The organism is Polaromonas sp. YR568 (assembly GCF_900116715.1).
Lineage (GTDB): Bacteria > Pseudomonadota > Gammaproteobacteria > Burkholderiales > Burkholderiaceae_C > Polaromonas.
In genome coordinates, this window is sequence record NZ_FPBM01000002.1 from 63,605 (window position 1) to 85,741 (window position 22,137).

General features: G+C 64.7%; 10 protein-coding genes. 4 read left to right on the top strand and 6 right to left on the bottom strand.

Annotation, left to right across the window (positions count from 1 at the left end; translation table 11 throughout):
* Window positions 1-33: 33 nt before the first annotated feature.
* A complete protein-coding gene (locus tag BM408_RS04825) occupies window positions 34-8,430 on the bottom strand; it encodes a two-partner secretion domain-containing protein (RefSeq protein WP_092127513.1) in 8,397 nt (2,798 codons plus the stop codon).
* 19 nt (window positions 8,431-8,449) lie between these two features.
* A complete protein-coding gene (locus tag BM408_RS04830) occupies window positions 8,450-10,165 on the bottom strand; it encodes a ShlB/FhaC/HecB family hemolysin secretion/activation protein (RefSeq protein WP_175541691.1) in 1,716 nt (571 codons plus the stop codon).
* Between the two features lie 1,008 nt (window positions 10,166-11,173).
* On the opposite strand from BM408_RS04830, the gene BM408_RS04840 reads away from it, so the two are divergent.
* Entirely contained in the window at window positions 11,174-13,117 is a 1,944-nt protein-coding gene (locus tag BM408_RS04840; RefSeq protein ID WP_175541692.1) for an autotransporter domain-containing protein, read from the top strand.
* 145 nt (window positions 13,118-13,262) lie between these two features.
* On the opposite strand, the gene BM408_RS04845 is transcribed toward BM408_RS04840, so the two are convergent.
* The 4 genes from BM408_RS04845 to BM408_RS04860 all read right to left on the bottom strand — a co-directional run bounded on the left by BM408_RS04845 (window position 13,263) and on the right by BM408_RS04860 (window position 18,249).
* A complete protein-coding gene (locus BM408_RS04845) occupies window positions 13,263-13,625 on the bottom strand; it encodes a cupin domain-containing protein (RefSeq protein WP_092127520.1) in 363 nt (120 codons plus the stop codon).
* 52 nt (window positions 13,626-13,677) lie between these two features.
* Entirely contained in the window at window positions 13,678-14,961 is a 1,284-nt protein-coding gene (locus BM408_RS04850) for an NAD(P)/FAD-dependent oxidoreductase (RefSeq protein WP_217649416.1), read from the bottom strand.
* Between the two features lie 9 nt (window positions 14,962-14,970).
* Entirely contained in the window at window positions 14,971-16,593 is a 1,623-nt protein-coding gene (locus tag BM408_RS04855) for a GMC family oxidoreductase (protein WP_092128468.1), read from the bottom strand.
* Between the two features lie 126 nt (window positions 16,594-16,719).
* The gene (locus tag BM408_RS04860; RefSeq protein ID WP_092127522.1) at window positions 16,720-18,249 is read right to left on the bottom strand and encodes a MocR-like pyridoxine biosynthesis transcription factor PdxR; all 1,530 of its coding nucleotides are present in this window, start codon (window positions 18,247-18,249) and stop codon (window positions 16,720-16,722) included.
* A gap of 122 nt (window positions 18,250-18,371) precedes the next feature.
* On the opposite strand from BM408_RS04860, the gene BM408_RS04865 reads away from it, so the two are divergent.
* The 3 genes from BM408_RS04865 to BM408_RS04875 all read left to right on the top strand — a co-directional run bounded on the left by BM408_RS04865 (window position 18,372) and on the right by BM408_RS04875 (window position 22,107).
* A complete protein-coding gene (locus tag BM408_RS04865) occupies window positions 18,372-19,475 on the top strand; it encodes a mandelate racemase/muconate lactonizing enzyme family protein (protein WP_092127524.1) in 1,104 nt (367 codons plus the stop codon).
* A 2-nt stretch (window positions 19,476-19,477) separates the two neighbouring features.
* On the top strand, window positions 19,478-20,971 hold the full coding sequence (locus BM408_RS04870) for an aldehyde dehydrogenase family protein (protein WP_092127526.1): 1,494 nt from the start codon (window positions 19,478-19,480) through the stop codon (window positions 20,969-20,971).
* 65 nt (window positions 20,972-21,036) lie between these two features.
* Complete coding sequence (locus BM408_RS04875; protein WP_217649418.1) at window positions 21,037-22,107, top strand: ABC transporter substrate-binding protein; 1,071 nt, start codon at window positions 21,037-21,039, stop codon at window positions 22,105-22,107.
* Window positions 22,108-22,137 lie beyond the last annotated feature (30 nt).

The window sequence follows — 22,137 nt, forward strand, 5'->3', positions numbered from 1 at the left end:
GGCTGCCGGGGTTGCCGTTCGCTGCCGACGGGTTTATTGAGGCGCCGCGTTGGCCGAGACCGTCATGGGTGCGGCCTGCTGGTTCACGCTGACCGGCGTCAAGGTTGCGGGTGTAGCCGCCTGCCCTGCCCCGTCCGCCTCCAGCGATTTGTTGCGCGGCGGGTTGCGTGGCGCGCGTGGCGGCACTTTGGCTGGTGGGGCCTTGATGACCGGTTTGATCACGGCGACCTTGACCTGGGGTGCGGTGCCGGCCTTGGGCGCTTTCACCCTGGCTTCCGGAGCTTCTCGCGTTTCGGGCGCGACGAGTGCGGTCTTGGGCGCCAGGGCCGTGGCGGGCACAAACACCGGCATGGCGGTGTTGACCGGGGCCGCCGCGACCGGGCCTTGTGGCACGGGTGCGGGTGCCACCGGGGCCGTGACAACCGGAGTCACCGGCGCAGGTGCGGGTGGTACCGTCGGCGCTATCACCGGCGCTATCACCGGCGCAGGTGCGGGCGTCGTGCCCGCGGCCGGAAGCGGCGCCCGGGTCTGAACGCGCGCTATGTCGGAGACCTGCAGCTCATCGACTTTCAGGCGGTTCTTGACTTCATAAAGATCCTGGTCGACGACACGCGGCGCTTCGGAGATCCGCGAGGCCAAGGGGTTGGTGGCTACCACCACATTGACATCGACGCCGTAGGCCGTGAGTTTTTCTTCGTTGGAGCGTGCCGTGGACGTGATGGCGATGTTGGGCGACACGTTGGTTCCGAGCGCGGCCTCCTGTGAGGTGATGGCGCCGCCCGCAGTGGTGAGCGTGGTGGTCTGGCCGGCGCCTGAGGTGATGGTGCTGACCTTGCCGTCCGCCGCGGTTCGGCCGTACTGCAAGCCGGTGATGCCTTCAGCCGCGGACCAGGACACGGGGTTGTCGACCGTCGTGGAGAAACCCGCAGCGCCGAAGCTCGCATGCCCGGACACAGTGCGCGACTCGGTGTCGGTCGCCTCCAGCAGCGAGATGCCGGTCTGCGCCGTGAGCGTCGCCTTGCCCGCCGCATCGACTGTGGCGCCCTTGGTCGTCACGCCCTTGCCGGCGTTCAGCGTCACGTCGCCACCGGTGGATTTGATGTTGACGCCGGTGTTGGTGACTTTTTCGTAGTCCTGCTTGCTGTGGCCGGTCGTTATTTCGACGCCGGCGGCGACTTCCCAGGCCAGGCCGGTTTCCGCGCTGACGCCGAGAGCCACCTTGGCCCTGACTTTGTCGACGGTGTTGCCGCCCAGGCCGTTTTTCGTCTCGGTGTTTTTGGCTGCATCCAGGATCACATCGCCGTTGGTAGATGCCACGGTGACCGGGCCTGCTGCGGTGATGGCGGTTCCCGTCAGGCGGACATCGCCCTTGTCGGCCGCGCCTGTGCCCTGTATGTTGACCGAGCCCGCGTTGATGCTGCCCACCACGGCGGTGGACTTGGTCTGGGTGATCTTCATCTGGTCAAAGGTGGTGACTGTTTCGCCGAGGAAACCCGCGGTGACAGATGCGTCCTTGGGGCTGACGGTGGCGACAATGCCTGCGCGGGCGTCTTCTTTCCATTCCTGGTTGAAGGCGGTCCGGGTGGTCTTGTTTTCCGCGGCCTTGAAGTCGAGCTCACCTGCGTTGAGCGTGACCGCGCCGCCGGCGTTGAACTGCGCGCCGGCCAGCGTTGTCTTCTCGGTGGAGGTCGAGGTGATATTGCTGCCAGCCTTGTAGCTGGAGGTCACCGCCGCTTCCACTTTCGACTCCTTGGTTTTTTCCTGGCCGAAGGTGTAGACCCTCAGGCCGGCCGAGACGTCCAGGGTGGGCGAGAGGCCGTTGTTCATGCCCGCGCCGCCCACGCCGGCCTGGCCGCCGGCGATTTCTTCGGCCCAGAGGCCCACGTAAATGCCCGCGCGGTAGTCCTTGTTGGTTTCGGTTTTGTTGTTCCAGGCTGTGTCCGACACCGCCTGGTCCTCGATGGTTTTGGCTGTCTGGGTGATGCTGCCGGTCTTTGCCTCGATTTTGGTGGCCTGGTCGGTGATCTTGTCGGTCGCGGTGCGGGTGACGTTGCCGCCCGCAGTGAACTCATTGCCCACGCTGTTGGTGCTTCCGGTGCTTTCAACGCCCGAGCGCTGGTTGTTGCGGTAGCCGATGCTGACGTCCGTCTTGTTGTCGGCGAGCGCTTTCACCCCTGCCCCGGGCGTGCCGCCGGTGACGCCCGTCACGCGGGCCCGGGCATAGGCCTGGCTGTCGCTGCGGCCTTCGAGGCTGAGCCCCTGCGTTTCCTGCGACCAGGTCGTGGTCAGCGATTTTTCATCCTTCGCCGCTTCGTTGGTGATGTCTTTGGCGGTGATGGAAAGGTCTTGCCCGGCCGTCATCTGCGAGCCCACAAATTTGGCCGTTTCAGCAGCCGTCACGCTGAGGTTGCCGCCTGAGCTGATCCTGGACGCCGTGTTGACGATGGTCTTGTCGACCGTGGTCTTGTTCTCGGTGCGCTGCCCTATCGTCATGGCGCCGTCGTTTTCGGTTCTGGCGATGGCGTCCGCTTTGGCCGAGGCCAGCGGAGCGCCGTTTTCGCCGGGGCCGTCTGGCTCCGTGTAGATCCTGGACGCGCCGGCCTCCACGCTGGAGACCGACTTGCCATCCACAAATACGCCGATGGACAGGCTGGTGTTGGTGGTCGTGACGGTGTGCTCGTTTTTCGCCGCGAGCACCTCCACATTTTTGGCGTTCAGCGCCACGTTGCCGTCGGCGTGCACGTCCGAGCCCTGGACAGTGATGGTGTTGTTGGCGGCCGTCAGGTTGAGGTTGCCGCGCGCCGTGATTTTGGAGGCCACGCTGGTCTTGTTGACGTCATCCACGGTGGTGGTGGTCTGCGAAAAAATCGTGCCCTGGGCGCGGTTGATGTCGCGGTTATCCGCGAAGGCGACGTTCGCCTCGCCCTGCGTGCCCATCTGCTTGGTGCTGCTGTAGCTTTCCTGCGAGTAGTCGCGGGTGGTGGGTCCGGCATTGGGCGCGGGGTCCCGCACAGGCATTACCGCGGCGATTCTGGCGTAAGCGTCTGCCGACAGGTCCTGCCCCGCCACCAAGGACGTGGTGAGCGTGGTTTTGGTCTTGGTCTCGTCCTCGCGCGTGCCGATGATCAGGTTGCCGGAACTTGTGGCGTTGAGGTTCCCGCCCACGTCGACGGTGGCGCTGTACAGGGCGGTATCACCGCCCTTGCTGTTGAGTGTGAGGTTGCCACCCGTCACCAGGCTGGAGCCGGTGTTGGTGGTGGTGGTGCTGGTCTGCTCCCAGTGCATGGACGAAAGCCCGGTCCGCTCGGAACCAAAGGCGGATGTGCGGGTAACGTCTTTGATGGTGTCGAAGGTGATGCCTCCGCCCGCCTCCAGGCTGGCGTCTCCCTTGGCCGCGAGGTTGGCGCCTATCACCTCGATGTTCTTGCCGGCGTTCAGGCTCAGGTTGCCGCTGGTCGCCTCGATGCCGGCGGTATTGCCGACGGTGGTCTGGCAAAACTTCGCGCTGTCGGCGCAGCCGGTGTCGGTGGTGGCCATCCCGCCCACGGTCACGGCGGTGCCGGTCGAGGTCAGGGTTTTATTGATGATGCTGCCTCCGGTCGATGTGAGCGACACCGAGCCGCCCTTGATGCTTCCGCTCTCGTTGCTGATGTCGTTTTTGGCGGTGATGGACAGGCTGTCAGTGGCGACGATGGCGCCGCCCTTGTTGGCCACGGAGTCCATGTTGCTCATCGTGATGGATCTGGCCGCAATCATGGTGCCGCCTTGCAGGCTGGCAATGGTGCTTGCCGAGAGGTAGACCACGGGTGTCAGCACGTCCTGGCCGGCCACGTTGATCTTGACCATCCAGACAACGTCATGCGTCAGTTGCGCCAGCTTGTCGTTGCCGGGCGCCTCCCCCCAGGCGAAGCCCAGGCTCTTGGCCTCCAGGGCGCCATTCGTCATCATGGCCTGCAGGAGGTCGGACTCTTTCTGGTAACCGGCCAGCAGGTTCTGGCCGGTCTGGGCCACGAGCTGCTGGCGGATCAGGTAGGCCTCGTAGTTGGCGTCGCCCAGGCGTTTGGTGAGCTGGTCCGGGTTCATGCCGAACTGGTCGGCCAGGTAGGACGAGCCGTACAGGTTGGTGACGGTGGCAAACAGCGGGTTGGTCTCCACCAGGTAAGTCGCCGAGCCGCCCGGCGTCATCACGAAGTAGCCGTTGGGGTTGGTGGGCAACTGGATGACGATGCCGCCGAAGGTGACGGCGCTCGCGCTGCCCACCGGCGAGACATTGATCACCGCGGCCGTTGTGCCGGCCGGCGTGCTGGTGCTGGCCAGGGCCGAGCCGGTGGCCGCCGATGCGCTCTTGGCTACCGGGGCGGCGCCGAACTGCGGGCCCGATGTGCTCAGGCCGAAGCCGGACAGCGTGGCGGCGTTGCTGGCGTAGATGCCGCCGGCCCGCGCACTGAGAACGCCCGGCGTCACCAGCTGGTCGCCGGACTCGTTCTTCTTCACCTGCCATTCATAGGCCGTCGCCTGGTAACACGACAGGGCCGCACAGTGCGAGTAGATGTCCCAGGTCTTTTGCCATTCCTGGTAGCCCAGCGACAGGCTGTCGTTGGTGAAGCTGCCCGTCCCGATGAGCGTCACCGTGGGCGCCGAGATACTGCTTCCCAGGTTTTTGCCGCTGGTGAAGTTCCTGATGGTGATGGAGTTCCCGCCTATGAGCTGCGGCGTGAACGTAGGCGCCGTGTTGTTCGCATACTGCTGCTCCAGGCGCCAGGTTTCCTTCCAGTACTCGTTCACGTAGGTGTCGGGAAAGGAATACCACTCGTCGCGCTGGTAGTAGGTGGTGGGCGTGGTTCTGGAAACCTCGACCCAGCTGCGGGTGTCGCCGCCCGCCACCTCGTTTTTGAAGGTGGCGGCGTCTATGGTCATGGCTCCGCCCGCGCGGACCACGCTGTTGTTGACGAAGGCGCCCGCGGTCAGGTTCATGTTGCCGCCGCTGTCCATCGTGCCGGTTTGGCCCGAGATGGTGCCGACGTTGGTGATGGTATGGCCCGCGGCGGTCGCCGTGAGCGTGCTGCCGGCATACAGTGCGCCGGAGTTGCTGATGTCGCCGGCTGTGGCCGTCACGTTCAGGTCGCCCAGCGCCGAGATGCCGCCCGTGTTGGTGTTGTTCAGGGACGCTGCATTAAAAATCAGGTTGCCGCCGGAATGGATGGCGCCGGGGTTGCTGAAATTGTTCCCCGCCAGAATGGTGGTATTGCCGCCCGCCGTGGAACCGACGATCTTTGCGGTGGTGCCGCCCAGCGTGAGCGAGCTTGCCGCCACCGTCATGTCGTTGGTCGAGCCCAGGCTGCCGCCGTCAGCGATCGTCAGGTCCTGGGTGGTGAGCGCCACAGTCTGGCCCAGTATCTTGCCGCTGCCGCCTATGCCTATGGTGACACCGTTGCTGCCGCCCTGCCCCTTCACGTCCAGCAGGCCGCCGGATTGCATGAGGCCCTGGTTGTCCACGGCGTAAGCGGCATCGGTGCCACGCACGGTCAGGCTTGTGCCGGCGAGGATCTTGCCGGCGGCCGTGTTGCTCACACCGGTGGCTACGTTGAGGGCGGCCGAGCTGGTGGACTGCAGCGTCCCGCTGTTGGTGATCTGGTTGGCGGTCATCGTGCCGCTGCCGGCAGCCGTGGTGGCCAGTGTCAGCGTGCCGCTGTTGTTGACGGTGTTGGCCACGTTGAACGTGCTGGCGCCGGCGCCGCCTTGCAGCACACCGGCATTGGCCAGGTCGGCCGCCGTGACGGCCAGCTGGTTGGCCATGATTTTCCCGGTCACGGTGTTGTTCAGCGACGTGGCCGTGCTCAACGTGGCCGAGCCGGTGGATTGCAGCGTCCCGCTGTTGGTGATCTGGTTGGCGTTGATGGTGCCGCTGCCCGCGCCGGTAGTCGCCAGCGTCAGGGTGCCGCTGTTGGTCAGCGTGTTGGTGACGTTCACCGTGCTGGCACCGCTGCCGCCCTGCAGCACGCCGGCATTGCCCAGGTCGGCTGCTGTGACGGCCAGCTGGTTGGCCATGATCTTTCCGGTCACGGTGTTGTTCAGCGACGTGGCCGTGCTCAGCGTGGCCGCGCCGGTGGACTGCAGCGTTCCGCTGTTGGCGATCTGGTTGGCGCTGATGACGCCGCTGCCTGCGGCGTTCGTGGCCAGGTTCACGGTGCCGGTGTTGGTCAGCGTGCCGGCCACAGCCAGTGTGCTGGCGCCTCTGCCGCCTTGCAGTGTGCCGTCATTGTTGATGGTCGCTGCGGCCACGTTGAAGGTGTCGCCCAGCATTTTGGCGCCCGCATTGTTGTTGAGCGTGACCGCAGGGCCTGCGACGGAAAGCGTGCTGCCAGTGGTGGCGCCGGCCTGCAGGGTGCCGCCGGACTGGTTGGTCAGCGTGAGGCTGCTGCCGGCCGAGGTGATGCCGAGGTTGCGGCCCGCGATGACATTGCCCGCGTTGGTGAGCGCGCTGGAGACATTGAGCGCCAAGTCCTGGTTGGCCTGCACGGTGCCGGCGCCGCTGTTGCTGAGCGTGGCCAGGTTCAGCGTGGCCGATGTGCCTGCCGCCGACGAGGCGATGAATTTGCCTGAGTTGTTGAGGCTGTTGGCGGTCAGGGTGGTTCCGCCCGTGCCTTGCAGGTCGCCGCTGTTGGTTACCTGCGCGGCCTTGATGTTGAGCGTGCCGTCGGCCAGCAGGGTGCCGCTGTTGATGATGTTTTCGGTCGTGGCGCCGGCTTTGTCCGAAATCGTCATGACCGATTTGCTGTAGAGCGTGCCCGCGTTGTCCAGCGTTCCGTTGACCTTGACGGTCATCGCGCCGTTGCTTGCGGCGATGGCGCCGTCGTTGTCCAGGCCGTTGCCGGCCGAGATGTCCAGCTTGCCGGTCTTGCTCTCAACGCCCTGCCCGCCTGCGGCGGTGCGTATGGAGCCAGTAGCTGCCGTCAAGGACATATCGCCGGAAGACCAGACCGTGGCCTTGCCCAGGTTCATGTCACCCGCCGTTGCCAGGGTGGTGGTGGTGCCGCCCGACAGCGTGCCGCCTGAAGCGCCCACGTTGAGGCTGCTCATGTTGGCGTTCAAGGCCTTGGCGGCGCCCCAGCTCACGCCGTCCAGCGAAGTTGCACCGGTGGTGGTGATGTTCACGGTATCACCGAAGCGCTTGTTGTTGTCGGTGATCGCCGTGCCGCTCTGGATGTCGGACAGCGTGGCCAGCGACAAATCAAGGCTGCCGCCGGCTACCAGCACACCGCCATTGATGGTGGCGCCGCCGGTTGCGGACTGCATCTGCAGGTTGCGTGTGGCCGAGAGCTGGGCATCCGTCAGCTTGATGGCGTCTGCGCCGGCGCTGGTGGTGGTGACGCTCAGGTCACGCTTTGCCGCGACCTTGCTCCGCACGTCGATCTTGCCGGCGCTGCTGAGCGTGAAGTCATCGGTGCTGGCCGCGACTTCGCCCAGCATGCGCACGCCCACGCCTGCTTCAGTGGCGATCAGCTGGATGCGCCCGGCGTACATGCCGCCCAGCGCGGTGGAGTCGACTGCGAAGGCCGGTGCGGCACCGCTGCCGGTGGTGCTGCCCGTCACCGTGCGGGAGCCGTAGTTCCACTGGTTGTTGCCGGTGGTGATGCCAATCGAGCCGGTCGACGCAGCATTGACTTGGCCCTCCAGCCGCACGGAGCGGGTCACCAAATCCAGGATCTGCTGTGCCGAGGCATTGAGCCCGGTGCCGTTGACCAGGATGTCGCCGCCGGTCACTGAGAAGCCGGTGAGACTGCCGTCCGCCGCGATGGTCGGCAGGCCGGTGGTCAGGGTGACGCGGTCGGTATTGATAAAGCCGCAGCCGCTGCAGGTGATGCCGTAGGGATTGGCCACGATCACGTCGGCCTTGTTGCCCAGCACTTCGGTAAACCCGGCCAGCGAGCTGCGGTTGGGTGACACCACCTGGTTCAGGATGACCTGGGCTGGCGCGTTGAGGTTCAGGTTGCCCTGCACCTGGCCTGCCAGGTAAGAGCGCCCGCCCGACGCGTTGGCGATGTTGTTGAGCACCAGGCCATTGGCGTCGACGTTGTACTTGGTATAGAGGTTGTTCGACAGGCCCGCGGCGTTGGCCGTGGCGATGTTCACGACGGGCACGCCATTGGGGTTGGTGTAGGCCTTGGTGTTGCCGCCGGCGGGCACCACCGTGGTCGGCGCGGGCAGCACCTGGGCCATGGCGTCAAAACCGGCTCCACCGCACCAGGCCACGCCAAACGCTAAGGCTGCGGCGGTGGCCAGGCGGCCGGCCTGCCCATTGCCTGACACGCTGGACGATGCGCTGCTCTTGGAGCGGCCGCTGGCTGTTTCGGGTGCCACGACGTAGGCGCCGCGTGCGGCGCTCCACACAAGCCTGAATGAGCGATTGGCGGTGGCATGTTTGTGCATGGCGGTACTCCGTTTTGTTTTAGATGGAAAAGCTCATGCGCACCCAGGTCTGGGGCGCTTCACGGGAAAAGAAAGAGGGAAAGGACAGCGGGCGGGCGTATGAGAGGTCCACGCTGACGGCCTTCCAGGCGACTGAAACGCCCAGCGCCATGCCGGTCAGGCTGCCTTCGAAGGGGCCGGGCACTTTGCCGCCGACCTTGCCGGTGTCCAGCGCCACATAAAGGCGCGGCGCAATCGCCTCTGAGCCGACATTGAACGTGGGCCTCATCGAAACCTCATTGCGCAGGTAGTAGCCCTTGTCGCCCGAGAGGCTGTTGCGGCTGAAGCCGCGCACGCTGTAAATGCCGCCAATCGATATCTGCTCGGACCCGTACAAGGTATGCCGCGAGTCCTGGCCCGTCAGCTGGCTGAAAAAAGTCAATGCGGTATCGAACAGCGTGAACGGCCTGAAGTAGCTGCCGCCGTAGGTCCGCTTTTCAAACTGGGCGCGCGGTGCGTAGTCAGGCAGGCCAGCCGGGTCGACCAGCGCCGCGCCACGGGTCAGGCCTTTGGACAGGCCCAAATCCAGCGACACCACACCGCCCAGCAAGTTGGTGCTGGCGCTGACGCCCAGGTCCAGCACACTCAGGCGGCGGCTGCTCACCACCAGGTATTCGCCTTCAAGGTAGTTCTTCGAGTCCTTGAAGGTCAGGCCGCCCGACAGGGACACGCGGCTGCGCTGGTCCCGGTACATCACACGCTCCAGCTTCAGGCTGTCGGAAGAGCTGACACCGTCGGACTTCAGTTGCAGGCCACTGGGCGCGTTGATGGTGGTGACGTAGGTCGAGCGGCTCTTCGACGCAGTGAAGGTCGAGTAGCCAAAGGGAATCACGATGCTGAAGCTGTCGCTGACGGAGGACTTGCGCTGCAGGTCATTCGGCACAGACTGCCGGTGCGTCAGCACCATCAGTTCATTGAGGCCCAGCAGCCGGTCCGAGATCAGCGTCAGCCCGGCCTGGTCCTTACCGGTAGATTCGGAGCCCTGGTTGTCAAAACTCAAGGAAGCATGAAAAGGTGTTGCCGGCTGGTTGTTGATCACCACCGTGCTGGCGCCCGGCTGGTCCCCGGGCTTGATGTCGAGTTGCGCGCTGTTGGAAGACAGTCGGTTGACCTGGTCTATGCCCTGCTCCAGGTCGCGCAGGTTGAGCAGCTCACCGGTCTTTGCCGGAAAGGCATTAAAGGGCCGGATGCTTTTAAGGCCGCCGTCGTTGATCTGGATGTCCTGGATCACGCCTTCGACGACCTGGATCTCCAGCGTGCCCGTCGTCATGTCTTGCGGCGGCAGGTAGGCACGGCTGGTGATAAAGCCGCGCTCGACATAGTCCTTGGTGATCTCCGCCAGGATCTGCTCGATCTCCGTCACGCCGATGCAGCGCCCCGAAAACTCGCGCAGCACACGTTCACGCGAAGCTGCCGACAAATGCGCGGCGCCGCTGATCGCCACAGTCTGAATGTTCCGGCAAGGCCCCCTGGGAACGGAGCCGTCCACCTTGGGCAGGAAGTCTTTGGTGTCCAGGCCCGATGGCGCACGCTCCCCGCCTCGCGCGGCGTCCAGGTCGCGCTGCAGTTGCTCCTGGGCCTGGCGCTGGATGATCTCGCTTTGCCGCCCGGCCTCTGCGCGGTCCGCCGGCGTCTGGGCGTGAAGGTGGCAAGCCATGGCGCCCAGGCCGGCAGCGACTGCGAATCGAAACGGCACGGAACCCCGGAAAACGCGCCCCCATAGCCCAAGGCCAGGAAGATGTGAAAAATTGCGTTGACCGGTACCTGTCATGGAGTTACCAAAAGTGTTTCGACAGGTAAATGCTAGGACCCGGGTATATCGGCAACAAGGTCCACTTTGCCCGGCGACTAAGGTCCACTTTCTTCAAGCGCCGTTTTTTCGGCGCGCACGCACACAGATGGAGCAGCTTGTTGAGCGACGAAAAAGTTGCAGAGAAGCCTTGCGCTTCATTGGAGAAACACCGGTGGCCATTTCTTTGCCGCTGTTCAACTGCCCTGTTTCAGGGCATGTTCTTCTCGCATAGTTCCGGAAAAAAACGGCATAGCGCTTTTGTTGTGTTTGTTGTCTTGGCCGTCATGGGAGAGCGCTATCCGTCATCCCAGCGGCCGTTGATGCAGAGGCAATGCGGGTCTCCGCGAGAAAACCCTATGGGGGATTAGGCGCACAGCCCTAGAGTGCCGTGCCTGATATCGGCACATCAGTCGCTCCAGCATGCTGGCCACCACCCGCTCCTGGGCCGTGACGGATGACCTAGCCGTCGCCTGCGCCAATTCCAGTTGCTGCTTCGCGATAAGCAACTCGCCGACCTTGGCCCGCAGTTGCTTGTTCGCAGTACCGAGTTGCTCGACGGTCGCGTCCTGCTTGACCAGACACCGGCCCCATTCCTCAGCGTGCCGCTGCGCACACCCCAGTTCATCCTTGAGCGGACTCGGGCGCCAAGCCGGGCGAGCGTTCAGTCAATTTTGCTGAGTGCGCCCTCTGCCCTCAGGCGTGTTGCGACGCACTCGACATGAATCTCAACAATTGTTAAAGATCAAGAGCGACAGGCAAATAAGCACGCACGCGCTGTAACTTCGAAATAAATAGTTCGCACTAAATCATTTCGCAAGCACCTGAAACTTCAACCTTAAAAATCGCATGCTGCCGCTTCGCCTCAAGAAAAAACAAATCGTCCTCGCCCTCCTTGGCGTTTTGCCGTTGATCATGGCTCACGCCTCTGATGTGCAAGACTTGGGGGCCTTGCCCGGCGGGTCGTATTCCATGGCCTACGGCGTGAACGCCGCAGGCGATGTGGTGGTTGGTTACAGTGGCACTTCCAGTGGTCAGAGTGCGTTTCGCTGGACGGCGCCCACAGGCATGGCCGATCTGGGGGTCTTGCCCGGTGGGCGGCCGTATTCTATTGCCCGCGGCGTGAACGCCGCAGGCAATGTGGTGGTCGGCCTAAGCGGCACGACCAGGAGTGACCGGGCGTTTCGCTGGACTGCACCCACAGGCATGGTCGATCTGGGAGTTTTGCCCGGTGGGCGCCGCTCCAATGCCTACGGCGTGAACGCCACAGGCGATGTAGTAGTCGGCGAGAGTACCTCGGCCAATGGTGACCGGGCGTTTCGCTGGACGGCGCCCACAGGCATGGTCGATCTGGGGGTCTTGCCCGGTGGGCGCCACTCTCATGCCTACGGCGTGAACGCCGCAGGCAATGTGGTGATTGGCCAAAGCGGCTCGACCAATGGTGACCGGGCATTTCGCTGGACAGCGCCCACAGGCATGGTCGATCTGGGGGTCTTGCCCGGCGGGCTGTCTTCCACAGCCTACGGCGTGAACGCCGCAGGCAATGTGGTGGTTGGTTTCAGTGCCTCTTCCAGTGGTCTGAATGCGTTTCGCTGGACAGCGCCCACAGGCATGGTCGATCTCGGGATCCTGCCCGGCGGGCTGTCTTCCATTGCCCGCGGGGTGAACGCCGCAGGCGACGTGGTGGTCGGTGAAAGCGGCTCGGCCAATGGTGACCGGGCGTTTCGTTGGACAGCGCCCACAGGCATGCAGTCTGTCGAACAGTGGCTGGCCGCCCATGGCGTTGCCGTAGGAAATATCGCCACGAATAGTGCATCTGCAGTCAACGCAGACGGCAACGTGGTGGTCGGCCAACTGGAAAATTATCATGCGTTCATCGCCAGGGTGACTACTGATACAGGCAGCGCAAGAGCAGGCAGCGGGCTGATTGATGTGCAGGATTTCAGTGCCACCTTGCAGGCTGCATCACGCACCCAGGCGCAGGCCCTTGGCAATATCGACCTGGTGCTCAACGGCCTGCATGGCTCGCCCTTGGGCAGCCTGCTGGCCCCTGGCCTGGCGGGCTTCTGGGTCAGCGGCGACTGGGGCAGCCTGGGCCATCGCGGCATCAGCGGCCGGGCGACGGCCGGCGAAGTGGGTGTAAAGGCAGGCATTGCCGAAGGCTGGCAAGGCGAAGTCGCACTCGGCCGTGAACAGGCCCGCAGCGAAACGCCCTTCCACGGCGCAACGACGCTGAGCAGCGTCTATGTCGCCCCTGGGGTCAACTGGCGCATTGCGGATAGCGGCGTCCTTGTGAGCCTGCTCGGCTATTACGGCAACGGCCGCGCCGACCTGGAGCGCGGGTACCTGAACGCCGGCAACCCGGTGATCTCCCGGGGCAGTCCCGATACGCAGACCCTGGCCGCGCGCGTGCGCGTGGACTGGCTCAATGCCTTGAGCGCCGGCCCTGTGGCCGTCACCCCCTACACGAGCTTGACCTGGATCAAAAACACCATCAACGGTTATACGGAAACCGCAGGCGGGTTTCCGGTCCAGTGGGATGAGCAAAATGGCAGCGCCAGGCTGCTGCGGGTGGGTGTGGACAACAACTGGCAGGCCGGCCAGAGCCTGACCGCTTCGGCGCGAGTGGAGTATGTGCATCGCCTGAATGACGGGGGTAATCGCCTCGGCGGCCGCATTGTGGGGCTCAATGCCTTTAGCCTGCAGGGCTATGAGTATCAGAAAAACTGGTGGCGTCTGGGCCTGGGCGGGCAGTACAAGCTGGACAGCACCTCCAGCGTCGGCGCTACGCTCAACGTCACCAGCCAGTCCGATGCGCCCAGACTCTGGATCAACCTCACCTACAACAAAGCGTTTTGAGGCACGGCTTTGTGATGCAGTTCAGCATCTGAAGCCTCTTCGCCTGGGTGTCTGCTTCTGAGTAAAAGCATTAGGCGAAGCGGTCAAAGCGCCACGCGAATCCATCCGGCGGAATGCCGGAAAGTTCGAAGGCGTCCAAGCGATCTCAGTGCGGGTTAAACAGCACGTAAACCTTGCGCACCGTGGACTGAATGTCCCACACGCCAACCGTCTCGGCTGGGAAGAAATAAACATCACCTTGCCGCAGCGCGACAGGCGCGCCGCCGTCCGGCGTGAACACCGCGCTGCCGCTCAGGATGTGCATGGTCTCTGCCGAACGCACCTGCCGGCGGTAGTGGCCGGGCGCGCATTCCCAGATGCCCATCTCGGGCTGCCCCTCCAGCGGCAACACCATTTTTTCGCCGCGCAGCGTGCAGGCCGGCTCGCTGAGCGGCAGGCCTACTGCGCCCCAATCTTGTAATGCGCCTGATACCGCGGTGGAGGGAGTGTCGAGTTTGCGAATGGTCATGGGGACGCTCTTTCTTAAAGCGATGCATTCAAACCAGGCGGGGACTGGCGGTTCACCGGCCATCGCGCCAACGGTAGTAACGCACGGAGGCAGCGAGGAACCACGGGTTGCCGGTATAGAAAGGCCGGGTCTGAAAGGCCAGCCCATCCAGCGCCGTGCGCCCTTCCTCCAAGCCCAGCACCTGCTGGCCCACACGCATGCCGAAGTAGCTTGCGGTGCCCACGCCCGCGCCGCAATAGCCCATGGCGTAGTACAAGCCGTCATGCAGGCCGACGTGCATGAGCTCATCAAAGGTATAGGCCACCAGCCCTGACCATGAATGGCTGATGCGTACGCCGGCAAGCTCAGGGAAAATCTTCACCATCTCCGCATGCAGCAGCGGCCCGCTCACGCGGGAGTCGGTTTCCTGGTGCGACACGCGGCCGCCGAACAGGATGCGCTTGCGGTCGGGCGAGGCACGGTAGTAATACACCACCTTGCGCGTGTCGCTGACGATGCGGTTGCGCGGCATCAGCCTGTCCATCAGGCCTTCGGGCAAGGGCTCGGTGGCAATCATGTAGCTGCCGATGGGAATCACCCGGCGGCGCAGCCAGGGCGTGACCTTGCCGGTGTAGCCGTTGGTGGCCACCACCACGTCGCGCGCGCGCACCGCACCCCTGGCCGTGCTGACCAGGAAATGGCTGCCCTGCTTTTCAATGCCCGTGACGGGGCTGCGCGGTGCAACCTGCACGCCGGCGGCCAGCACACGATCCAGCAGGCCCTGGTGGTAGCGCGCAGGGTGCACCGAACAATGCTGTGCATACACTGCACCGCCCCAGTAGGCGTCGCTGCCGAGTTCACTGCGCTGCTCGGCGCGCGGCACCATGTGCGCCTCTACTTCCAGGCCCTTGGGCTGCGCTGCCAGCCTGGCCGCCAGGGCCTCGTACTGCGCCGGGTTGTGCGCCGCATGAAAGCGCCCTACCCGTTCGTAACTGCAATCAATGTTTTCGCTGCGGATAAAGTCACCCACCCAGGCGAGCGAACGCTGGCCTTCGCGCAGGATGTCAAACGCCCGCTCGCTGCCATGCCGGCGGGCCAGCAGTTCAAAGCTGGGCTTGATGCTGGTAGAGACCTGGCCGCCGTTGCGCGTGCTGCAACCCCAGCCGGCGTCTTCGCCGTCCAGCACCAGAGTGGAGCGCCTGCCGCGCGCCGTCTGCAGCGCCGCATGCAGGCCGGTGTAGCCCGCGCCCACCACCGCCACATCCACGCTGGCGGGCAAAGGGACTAGTTCCAGCACAGGGCGCGGCACTTCGTCCCACCAATAGGGCGCGAGCTTGCAGTGTTCAAGAATGTCCACAGGTTTCCTTTATGGATGACGTGCATCGCGCAGCACTTCGTCCGCGCCTTTTTCCGCCAGCATCAGCGTGGGTGCATTGGTGTTGCCCGAGGTCAGCGAAGGAAATGCCGAGGCATCGATCACCCGCAGGCCCGCCAGGCCATGCACCTGCAGGCGATGGTTGAGCACAGCAGTGGCCGGGTCCGGCCCCATGCGACAGGTGCTGACCGGATGGAACACCGTGGAGGCGCGCCGGCGTATGTCTTCCATGAGCTGCTCCTGCGACTGGACTTGCGCGCCCGGCACCAGCTCCTGCTCGATGATGCCGCTGAAGGCGGGCGTGGCGGCCAGCCGCCGCAGGAACAGGGTCGCCTCTATCATCTCCTGCACGTCGTGCGCGGTCGCCAGCGAGTTGGGCTCTATCAGCGGCGGCGCCATCGGGTCGTTCGAGCGCAGCCGCAACTGGCCGCGGCTGCTGGGCTTGCAGGGCTGCGCGCTCAGCAAAAAGCCCGGGTAAGGATCCGGCGCCATCAGCGCGCGCTTGCCGGGCGTGGCCTTGAGGTAGCTGAGCGGCGAAAAATACAGCTGCATATTGGGCCGCGCCAGGCCGGGCCGCGAACGGAAGAAACCGCCGCCCTGGTTGACGCTGAGCGCCAGCGGGCCGCGGCGCATCAGGGCATATTGCAGGCCGGCCCACAGCTTGCCGTGCCAGGGGCCCAGCTGGTTATTGAGCGAGGGCAGCCTTGAGCGGTAGAGGTGGTCTATACAAAGATGGTCTTGCAGGTTCCGGCCCACTGCCGGTGAATCACACACCACCTCTACGCCCAGGGCCTTGAGCTCTGCCGCCGGGCCGACGCCCGACAGCTGCAAGAGCTGCGGCGAGTTGACGGCACCTGCCGCCACAATCACCTCGCGCCGCGCGCGGGCCAGGCGTACCTCACCGCCTTGCTGGTAAACCACACCGGTAGCGCGCAGACCGTCAAACACAATGCGTGTGGCATGCGCATCCGTCTGCACGCTGAGCTTGGCGTGCCGGGCCGCGGGGCGCAGGTAGGCGCTGCTCGCTGAAGCTCGCAGCCCATCCTTGGTTGTGATCTGGTAGATGCCGACGCCCTCTTGCGACGCGCCATTGAAGTCGGGGTTATGGGGCAGCCCGGCCTGGGCGCCTGCCTGCAGATAGACCTTGCACAGCGGATGCACCTGGCCGCTCACGTCGCTGATCCTCATAGGCCCTCCGGCGCCACGCCAGGCATCGGCGCCCTGCGCGTTGTCTTCAAGCTTTTTGAACCAGGGCAGCACGTCGTCCCATGACCAGCCCGCATTCCCGGCTGCGGCCCATTCGTCAAAGTCAGACGGCTGGCCGCGCACAAACACCATGGCGTTGATGCTGCTGGAGCCGCCCAGCACCTTGCCGCGTGGCCAGTAGGCCTCGCGCCCGGCCAGGCCCGGCTCCGGTGCACTGCGGTACATCCAGTTCACTTGCGGGTTGTAGAAAGACTTGCCGTAGCCGATAGGCACGCGCAGCCACACACGCTTGTCGCTACCGCCGGCTTCCAGCAGCAGCACGCTGTGTTCGCCGGACTCGCTGAGGCGATGGGCCAGCACGCAGCCGGCCGAACCGGCGCCGACGATGATGAAATCAAACTCTGTCACCGGGTGGAGCATCTCACGGCAGGTGGCCTGATGCACAGGTCCGTTTTAGACTAAATGCCAGACCATTTTTCAGACCATTTTCCAAACTACTTCCGGATGCGGGCGTCTGCATGGCGGGCGCGCGCCTCAGGCAGCGCGAACCTTGCGCGCCGCGCGCTGCGGCCTGGCCTTGAGTTGCTTGTCCAGCACATCGGCCAGCACCTTGACGCCTGCCTCGATCACCGGCGGCGGGCTGCTGCCGAAGCCCAGCACAAGGCCGCTCACGTTCAGCGGCGTAATGGCAAAACGGCCCAGCGGCGACGCGGTGATGCCGCGCCGGTCGGCCTCGAGCGATGCATCGCACTCCACCAGCCGTGGCGCCAGGTAACCCACGGTGTGCAGGCCGCTGTTGGCAGGCACCACGTCGAGCAGCCCGCCCAGGTGCTTGCGGGCAGCGGCGGCCAGCGCCTCATGCCGCTCAAAGTAGATGTGGCGCATGCGGCGCACATGCACCGCAAAATGCCCTTCGTCGATGAACTCCGCCACCACGCCCTGCGTGTGCGAGGGAACGCCCGGCAGGAAGCGGCTCATGACGGTGCGGAAAGTGCCCACCAGCGCCGGCGGCGCCAGCACATAGCCCAGGCGCAGCGCGGGAAACAGCGACTTGCTGAAAGTGCCGACGTAAATCACGCGCCCGGTGGTGTCCACACTTTTGAGTGTGGGCGGCGGCCGGCCGGCAAAAAAGAACTCGCCGTCGTAGTCGTCTTCAATCACCCACGCGCCGGCCTGTTCGGCCGCCTGCAGCAAAGCAAAACGGCGCGCCAGGCTCATCACGCAGCCCAGCGGCTGCTGGTGCGAAGGCGTGACAAAGGCCAGGCGAAAGCGCGGCGCCAGCCGCAGGCCCTCTTCCACACGCAGCCCGTTGCCGTCCACCGGCACGGGAATCAGGTCGGCGCCCGAAGCCACCAGGCTGTTGCGCGCGCCTATCGCGCCGGGGTTTTCAAACCAGACCTTGTCACCGGGGTTGAGCAACATGGAGCCGATCAGGTGAAAGGCCTGCTGGGCGCCGCCCAGAATAAAGACCTGCTCCGGGTCGCAGGTGATGCCGCGGTTGGCACGCAGATGCGACGCAACCGCGCGGCGCAGCTGGATGTCGCCATACGGGTCGCCGTAGCCCATGACTTCATCCTGATTGCCGCGCAGCCACTTTGCCGACAGCCTGGCCCATTGCGCCATGGGAAATACATCAAAAGCCGGCAGCGCGGTGGTGAAGGCGCGCGGCGCATGCGGCAGGCGGCGGCGCTCGACAAAGCGGCTGACGGCGTCTTCCATGACGGACGACAGCCTGGGCGCGGCAGGCTCGGCGCTGGCGGCCCTGGCCTTGGACGGCATGGGCCGGTCGGCGCCCAGCACCGCGCTGACGAAGGTGCCGGAGCCGGTCTGTGAATCGATCAGTCCCTCAGCCGTGAGGCGGCTGAAGGCCTCAACCACCGTGGTGCGCGACACGCCAAGGTCATTCGCCAGCGTGCGGCTGGCAGGCAGGCGGTCGCCGGGGGCAAAACCGCCCGAGAGAATGATTTCGCGCAAGGCCATGCACAGCTGCGTGCTCACCGGGTGATGGTGGCTGTGATCGATACGGATCGACAGCAAAAGGGAGCCGCCTGCGCGTTTGACCATGGATTGCCCTTCTTGTGTTTGACAAAAATGGTATCACGCATTAATCAAAATGGACCTTTTCTGCAATCCACTTGAGCAGGATGATGGCTGCATCCAACACTCCTGTCGGCGCTGGTTCCTCCATGCTCATCCAGAAAATCGAAACCTTTTGCGACCCCTTCATAGGCTTTGTGCGCGTCACCGCCGACAACGGCGCGCAAGGCTGGGGCCAGGTGTCGCCCTACCATGCCGACCTCAGCGTGCAGGTGCTGCACCGGCAGGTGGCGCCGTGGTCGCTGGGCCGCAATGCGCTGGACATCGACGGCCTGGTCGACGCCATCGCCGAGCATGAACACAAGTTCCCGGGCTCGCACCTGTACCGCGCGATTTGCGGCCTGGACACCGCGCTGTGGGACCTGCGCGGCAAGGCCGAAGGCAAACGCGTCTGCGAACTGATAGGCGGCACGGCCAGGCCGCTGGCCGCTTACGCCTCCTCGATGAAACGTGACATCACGCCGCAAGATGAAGTCAAACGCATGCTCGCGCTGCGCGACGAATGCGGCTTCAATGCTTTCAAGTTCCGCGTGGGCGCCGAATACGGCCACGACAAAGACGAGTGGCCGGGCCGCACCGAAGAGATCATCGCGGCGATGCGCGGCGCGCTGGGCGAGGGCCCTGCCCTGCTGGTGGACGCCAACAGCTGCTATTCACCGCGCCGCGCCATCGAGGTGGGCCGCATGCTGGAAGACCACGGCATCAGCCACTTCGAGGAGCCCTGCCCTTACTGGGAACTCGAGCAGACACGCGAGGTACGCGAAGCCTTGTCCATCGACGTGACCGGCGGCGAGCAGGACTGCTACATGCCGCTGTGGAAACACATCATCGATTCGAAGACCGTCGATATCGTCCAGCCCGACGTCTGCTACATGGGTGGCCTGGCCCGCACACTGCGCGTAGCGCGCATGGCCGAAGCCGCGGGGCTGCCCTGCACGCCGCACAGCGCCAACCTCTCGATGGTGACGCTGTTCACCATGCACCTGTTGTGCGCCATCCCCAACGCCGGCAAGTACCTGGAGCTGTCGATTGAGGGGCCGGACTACTACCCCTGGCAAGAGGGTTTGTTCGTGAGCTCTCCCTACACCGTGCGTGACGGCCGGGTTACCCTGCCGGACGCGCCGGGATGGGGGGTCGAGATTAACCCCGCATGGCTTGCAAAGTCCAGCTACCAGATAAGCGAGATTTCCTGAACATGGCCACCCCCCTGAATGCACTAGTGCACGAAGCGCAGGCAAGCGGCACGCTCGCGGGTTTACCTGAGCGCCACCTGATCAACGGCGCCTTTGTCCCTGCATTGAGCGGCGCGCTCATGGGCACACTGGACCCCGGCACCGGCCAGGCTTTTGCCAGCTTTGCCGCGGGCGATGCAGCCGACGTGGATGCGGCCGTGACGGCCGCGCAGGCTGCGCTGACCGGCCCGTGGCGCGCCCTCACCCCGGCCCAGCGCGGCCGCCTGCTCTACCGCGTAGCGGCCCTGATACGCGCCAATGCAGACCGCCTGGCCGTGGCCGAGACACTGGACAGCGGCAAGCGGCTGGCCGAAGCGATCGGCGATGTTGCCGGCGCGGCAGCAACTTTCGACTACTACGCCGGTGCGTGCGACAAGCACCAAGGCGACAGCATTCCGCTGGGCGATGGGTATCTTGCCTACACCGTGCACGAACCCGTCGGCGTCACCGCCCACATCATTCCCTGGAACTACCCACTGTCTTCGGCCGCGCGCGGCATCGCGCCGGCGCTGGCGGCCGGCTGCACCGTGGTGGCCAAGCCGGCCGAGCAAACGCCGCTGACCGCATTGATGCTGGCCCGGCTGTGCATGGACGCCGGCATGCCGCCCGGCGTGTGCAATGTGGTGACCGGCACCGGTGCGCAGGCGGGCGCCGCGCTGGTGCGACACCCCGGCGTGCACCACATCAGCTTCACCGGCTCCGTCGCCACAGGCATTGACGTCATGCAGGGCGCCGCGCCCCACATCACCCGCCTGGTGCTGGAGCTGGGCGGCAAATCACCGGTGCTGGTGCTGGCCGATTGCGATATCGACAAAGCCGTGGACAACGTGCTGGGCGGCATTTTTGAAAATGCCGGGCAGATCTGCTCGGCCGGCTCCCGCCTGGTGATAGACCGCCGCATCCACGCCGATTTTGTGGAACGGCTGGTCGCGCGGGCCCGCGCCATGACAGTGGGCCACGGGCTGCGCAATGCGGATATGGGCGCGGTGAACTCCCGCGCACACCTGGACAAAATCGCCGGCTACGTGGACCGGGCCCGCGCACGCGGCGTGGCGGTGCTTTGCGGCGGCCGGCCCACCGCCGACCCGGTAACCGGCCGCGGCTGGTTTTACGAGCCCACCATCCTGGACGGATTGGCGCCGGACGATGAAGCGGTGCAGCAGGAAATTTTCGGGCCCGTTCTGTGCGTGCAGGTGTTTGACGATATCGATGAGGCCGTGGCGCTGGCCAACGGCACGGACTTCGGCCTGGTCGCGGGCATCTTTACCCGCGACTTTGCCGCCGCGCACAGGCTGGCTCGGCAGGTCGATGCGGGCCAGGTTTACATCAATGAATATTTCGCCGGCGGCGTGTCCGTGCCCTTTGGCGGCAACAAGCGCTCCGGCTTTGGCCGCGAAAAAGGCATGGAGGCGCTGCGCAGTTACAGCAAGCTCAAGAGCGTGGCCGCACGTATTTAAAACGAATCTGAAGCTTTGAAGTTCAAGGGAGTCGATGGGATGTCAGTTCAACAGGAGTCAATGAAATGATGAACAAGTCAATCAAGCAACCGGTCCGCAGCCGCACCCTGGCATGGGGCGCGCTGATGTGTATGGCGGCATTGTTTTCGGGCAACGCCGCGGCGCAGCTGACCATCGTGTCCTTCGGCGGGGCCTACCAGGAAGGCCAGAGCAAGGCGCTGTTCCAGCCCGCGGCCAAGGCTCTCGGCATCACCATCAAGGAGGAAACCTATACCGGCATCGCCGACTTGCGCCTGAAGGTCAAGGCCGGCGCCGTGTCCTGGGACATCGTGGCCAGCGGCTCGGGCAGCGCGGCGCGCGCCGGCTCTGAGGGGCTGCTGGAAGCGCTGGACTACAAGGCCATCGACGTTTCCTCCTTCGCGCCCGGCCTCACGCAGGAGTTCTGCGTGGGCGGCGACGTGTTCTCTACCGTGATGGCCTGGAACACCAAAACCTATGGCGACAAGGGGCCGCAGAACTGGGCCGACTTCTGGGACGTGAAGAAATTTCCCGGCAAGCGCTCTTACCGCAAGGGCGTGGCCGGCGCGCTGGAGCCGGCGCTGATGGCCGATGGCGTGCCGCCCAACAAAGTGTATGAAGTGCTGTCGGCCCCCGGCGGCATAGAACGCGCCATCAAGAAGATCAAGGAGCTCAAGCCGAATATCGCCGTGTGGTGGTCGTCCGGCGCGCAGCATGCCCAGCTCATGAAAGACGGTGAGGTCGACATGATCACCGGCTGGAACGGCCGCTTCGACGTGGTCGCGAAAGACGGCGCCAAGGTGGCCTACACCTTTAACCAGGCCTTGCTTGATTACGACTGCTTCGGCATTCCCAAGGGCGCGCCCAACAAGGCCCTTGCGGTGAAGTTCCTCAACGAGATCAGCAAGCCGCAATACCAGGCCGAGTTCACCAAGTACATCACCTACGGGCCGACCAATAAAAAGGCCTACGACGGCCCGGCCATTCCGGCGGCGTACGCCAAGACGCTGCCCTCTTACCCGGACAACGCGGCCAAACAAATCATCATCGACCTGAACTGGTACACCAAGAATGAAGCTAGGGCTTCCGAGCTGTACCAGAACATGCTGACCGAGTAAGAATGCGGTGCGGCCCGTGCAGGCACGGGT